The organism is Micrococcus sp. CH7, from assembly GCF_001595485.1.
GTDB classification, from domain to species: Bacteria; Actinomycetota; Actinomycetes; order Actinomycetales; family Micrococcaceae; genus Micrococcus; species Micrococcus luteus.
In genome coordinates this window covers 1-4,177 of sequence record NZ_LOSQ01000026.1, presented here as the reverse complement: position 1 = coordinate 4,177, position 4,177 = coordinate 1, and the positions used below count along the sequence as shown (strand labels likewise).

Sequence of the window (4,177 nt, the reverse complement as noted above, 5' to 3'; positions counted from 1 at the left end):
ACTCGACGGCGGACGGCTCCTAATCAGTTGGCAAGACGCGCGACGCAGTCCGTCGATCGCAGATCAGCGGCGGCGCATCGAGTGCGGTCAAAGACCCTCGGCGTTGGCCAGCGTCCGGACGATCCACCAGGCCGGGATCCGTGGGGCGCGCCCCGCTGACCACGCGTGCAACGCCTTCGGCACGCCCGCCGCAACCAACCTCCGGAGCAAGCCCAGCGCTCCGAAGTGATCACTCCAATCGTCGAATTTCACTTTCACCGCCTGGACCGATCATTTCGAGCGTCGTGATGACGTTGAAAGGTCCGCCGAGCGATGCTTTGTGGCTCAGCCGCGCGGCAAGACGAAATCCGGTAAGACGACAACGCCCGATTCACGCATTGGGGGTGCGGGAGAGCTTTCGGTACGCCCAGTCCATGACCGTTTCCATGGGTCCTCGTGGGAATCGGCGTAGCCAGAGCGAGGAGAACACGATCAGGATTGCGGTGATGGTGACGAATCCGAGGGTTGCCGTCCAGAAGGCTCCGATCTGGTCGAAGAAGGGCAGCCGGAAGACGGTGTACTGGCAGATCACGCCGAGGATGTTCTGAAGGAGATATCCGCTGAGCGCCATCCTGCCGATCGACGAGAGGACCCTACCCGTGCGGCCGAGTTGTGGTCGCCGGACGTAGAACTCTGCGACGGCGGCGAGAATGCCGAGGGCGACGATGACGGACGCCCCGTATCGGGCGAAGTCGAAGAAGTCTTCGGAGATGTTGGCGAGGTAGTAGTCGAGAGGCAGCGCGATGGCGCCGGCTGCGATGAGTGAGTATCGGAGGGCTCGGCGGGTCTCGGTGAAGACGCCGACGCGGTAGAGGTTCGCGCCGATGAGGAAGACGCCGAGGCCCATCACGATGATGATGGGAAATTCGGAGCCGAATCCGAAAGCGCTCGACATGTCGCCCATCGTGGTGAGGGTGTTCTCCCACCAAGTGCCCCCACTATCGGTGTAGTTCATCTTGGTGAAGCCCTGGAGGCCGAGGTCTTGGATGAAGCGGTCGCTGAGGGGGGATGCGCTCCAGAGGGTGAATGCGATGTGTGCGGAGACGAACAGGGCGATCAGCCACCATTGGACGCGCTGGCTGGTGAGGAGCAGGAAGGCGACGAGGAGGCCGGTGACGGCGTAGGCGCGGAGGACGTCGAACTGTACGACGAAGATGTAGTTGATAAGTCCATCGAGGAAGAGGAGCCCCGCCCGCCAGGGGTATTTTCCTGGCCATTTCTCGCCGGCGCGGAGCGCGGACTGGCGTTGAATCTCCAGGCCGATGCCGAACATGATGGTGAGCAGGCCGATGAATTTGCCGTTCGGGAGCCACTCGGCGAAGTCTTCGAGAGGGCCGACATTGCTGCTGGTGTCGACGGCGGCGAGATCGGTGAAGACCCAGATATTGGACGCCAGTGTGCCGATGATGGCCAGTCCGCGAAGGACGTCCAACGCGATGACGCGACGACGAGCACTCATGGGCAGGAACCTGTCTTTCAGGTGTTGGAAATGCGGAGGGTGGCGTCGCTCGCTCATTCTGGGCGCGACACCAGGCACTCCCCGTTGGGGCGGAGCTGCGCGGGTGAGGCTAAGTAGCCTGCCGGGGGCGCTATTCGTTTAGCGCGGTGGTGTCGAGAACTCCGCCCGCGAAGGTGGTCATGATGGACTCGATGGCCTGCTGGCGGGTGAAGAGGCCTTCGTCGATGTACTCCCAGCCGGTGTAGAGCAGAGCCCAGAACACGCTCGCGGCCCATTTCGCGGTCAGCCCGGTCCGGAACAGCGCTTCTTCTCGAGCGAAGAGCCGCTCGAGCACGTGCCCTTCATCTTCGGTGGTCTCCTCCCACCGTTCGATGTCAGGGAGGAGTTGCGGGTCTGAATACATGAACATCATGATCGGTCCGTGCTCGAGGAGCGCATCCGCCGTGCGGCGAATCGCGGGCAGGAACGGACCCCGCTCCGGCTCGGCCAGATCCACGGCCATGTCCACCCGCTGCACCACCGTCGCGGCGACAGCGGTGAGGAGATCTGCGCGTTCGGGGAAGTAGCGGTGCAGCGTCGTGCGACCCACCCGCGCCCGCTCGGCAACGTCCGCGAGCGAAGCGGACGGATTCGACGGCAGCAGCGCGATCGCGGCGTCGAGGATCGCCGAACGGGTGCGGGCGCGGGTTCCCGATTCAGTGCTCGACGTGTCAACGGAGGAGTCCATGATCACAGTATACATGCGACCCACAATAGACCGTACTTGACAATAATGGAACAGCCATGTTCTACTTTTTGCATGTCTGATCCGAAAACTGGGACTCTTCGTGCACACATCCGTGTGCTCTGGACGTTCGCTCGCCCCCATTCGGGCGCCATCCTCCTGGGCCTCGCATTGGGCCTCATCACGACCGGCGCTGCCTTGGCGACGCCGCTTGCCACGAAGTGGGTGATGGACTCCCTCGGTGGCAACCTCGACTTGTCGAAGCCGATCGGACTGCTCCTGATCCTGCTCGTCGTGGGCTCAGCCGCGGCGTTCGCACAGTGGTACGTGCTGGGTCGCACGGCGGAGCGCATCGTCCTCAACGCCCGCGTCTCCCTCGTCGAACGGTTCTTCCGGGCGAAGCTGCAGCAGATCCACCGCTTCCGCACCGGGGAACTGGTCACCCGCGTCACGAGCGACACGGTGCTGCTGCGGGAGGCGGCAACCACGAGCGTCGTGCAGATCATCAACGGCATCGTCTCGGTCGTGGGCACCGTCATCCTGATGGCTGTTCTCGACGTCCCGCTCGTGCTCGCCACACTCGCAGCGGTACTGCTGGTCGGTGCGATCCTCGGCGGTATCATGCCGCTCATCGGCAAAGCCGACCGGCAGGCACAAGAGGCGCTCGGGGATCTCGGTGGCAGTCTGGAAGGCGGGATCCGCGCGATCCGCACCGTCAAGTCCAGCCGCGCCGAAGACCGGGTCATCGACGATGTCAACGCCCAGGCGCACATCGCCGCGAAGCACTCGTTGCGTTCCGTGCTGATCTCCTCCACCGCGTGGACCATCGCCGCGGTCGGAATCCAGCTGGTGATCATCGCCATTCTCGGCATCGGAGCCTGGCGCATCAGCGAGGGAGCCCTCGCCGTCTCCACCCTCGTGGCGTTCCTCCTTTATGCCTATAACCTGATCGACCCGATATCGGACATGACCATGGCATTCACCCAGCTGCAGTCCGGCCTCGCCGCGGCCGCACGCATCCACGAAACAGAGGATCTTGCCCTCGAAGACGTCACCGCGCGCGCCGGCGGCTCCCACCTGAAGCCCCTCAGCACCGACGCCGTCCTCGAACTGGAGAACATCACCGCCCGCTACGACGACGCCACCACCCCAGCACTCAACGGCGTCAGCCTGAGCATCCCCCGCACCGGTCACACCGCGTTCGTCGGACCCTCCGGCGCGGGCAAGACCAGCATCTTCTCCTTGCTGCTGCGGTTCCTTGAACCCGAATCCGGCACCGTGAAGCTCGACGGCGTCAGCTACCAGGACTGGAACATTGACGAGGTCCGGCGCCGAATCGCCTACGTCGAGCAGGAGACGCCGGTCGTCCCCGGAACCGTCCGAGAGAACGTCAACTTCCGGGACCCCGCGGCAAGCGAGGAAGAGATCTGGGCAGCACTCGAAGCCGTCCACCTCGCCGACACCGTCCGTGCCCTCCCCGAAGGACTCGAGACCTCCGTCGCGGCGACCAATCTCTCCGGCGGAGAACGGCAACGCCTCGCCGTCGCCCGCGCCCTGATCCGCGCTCCCGAGGTGCTGCTGCTCGACGAGGCAACCGCCCAACTCGACGGCATAACCGAAGCCGCGATCCAGACCGCCATCGCTGAAGCCGCCGCACGCGGCGCCGTGGTCACCATCGCCCACCGACTCTCGACAGTCGTCGATGCCGACACCATCTTCATCATCGACGACGGCCAGGTCCGAGACTCCGGCACCCACGCCGCCCTCTACCAACGCGACGAGCTCTACCGCGAATTCATCGCCGCACTCCGCATTTCCGTCTAGCCCTCAACGCACAAAGGAGAAGATCATGACCTTCCGAATGCTGTTGTGGGGCATGAGGTTCTTGACATGGGTGCCGGGCTGAGATGAGACGAGCGGACCTCTCCCGCAGGATGGAAGTTCCTCAACAACCC

The 4,177-nt window shown here is 64.2% G+C and carries 3 protein-coding genes; 1 reads left to right on the top strand and 2 read right to left on the bottom strand.

All coding sequences use genetic code 11. The features are described 5' to 3' along the window. Positions 1 to 370: 370 nt before the first annotated feature. Both AUV08_RS07030 and AUV08_RS07025 read right to left on the bottom strand, forming a co-directional pair. Positions 371 to 1,498, bottom strand: a complete 1,128-nt coding sequence (locus AUV08_RS07030) for a DUF418 domain-containing protein (RefSeq protein ID WP_061873165.1) — start codon at positions 1,496 to 1,498, stop codon at positions 371 to 373. 130 nt (positions 1,499 to 1,628) lie between these two features. Next, a complete protein-coding gene (locus AUV08_RS07025; protein ID WP_161972439.1) occupies positions 1,629 to 2,225 on the bottom strand; it encodes a TetR/AcrR family transcriptional regulator in 597 nt (198 codons plus the stop codon). Between the two features lie 114 nt (positions 2,226 to 2,339). Here AUV08_RS07025 and AUV08_RS07020 point away from each other — a divergent pair, with 114 nt between their 5' ends. Further along, entirely contained in the window at positions 2,340 to 4,046 is a 1,707-nt protein-coding gene (locus AUV08_RS07020; protein ID WP_231865121.1) for an ABC transporter ATP-binding protein, read from the top strand. Positions 4,047 to 4,177 lie beyond the last annotated feature (131 nt).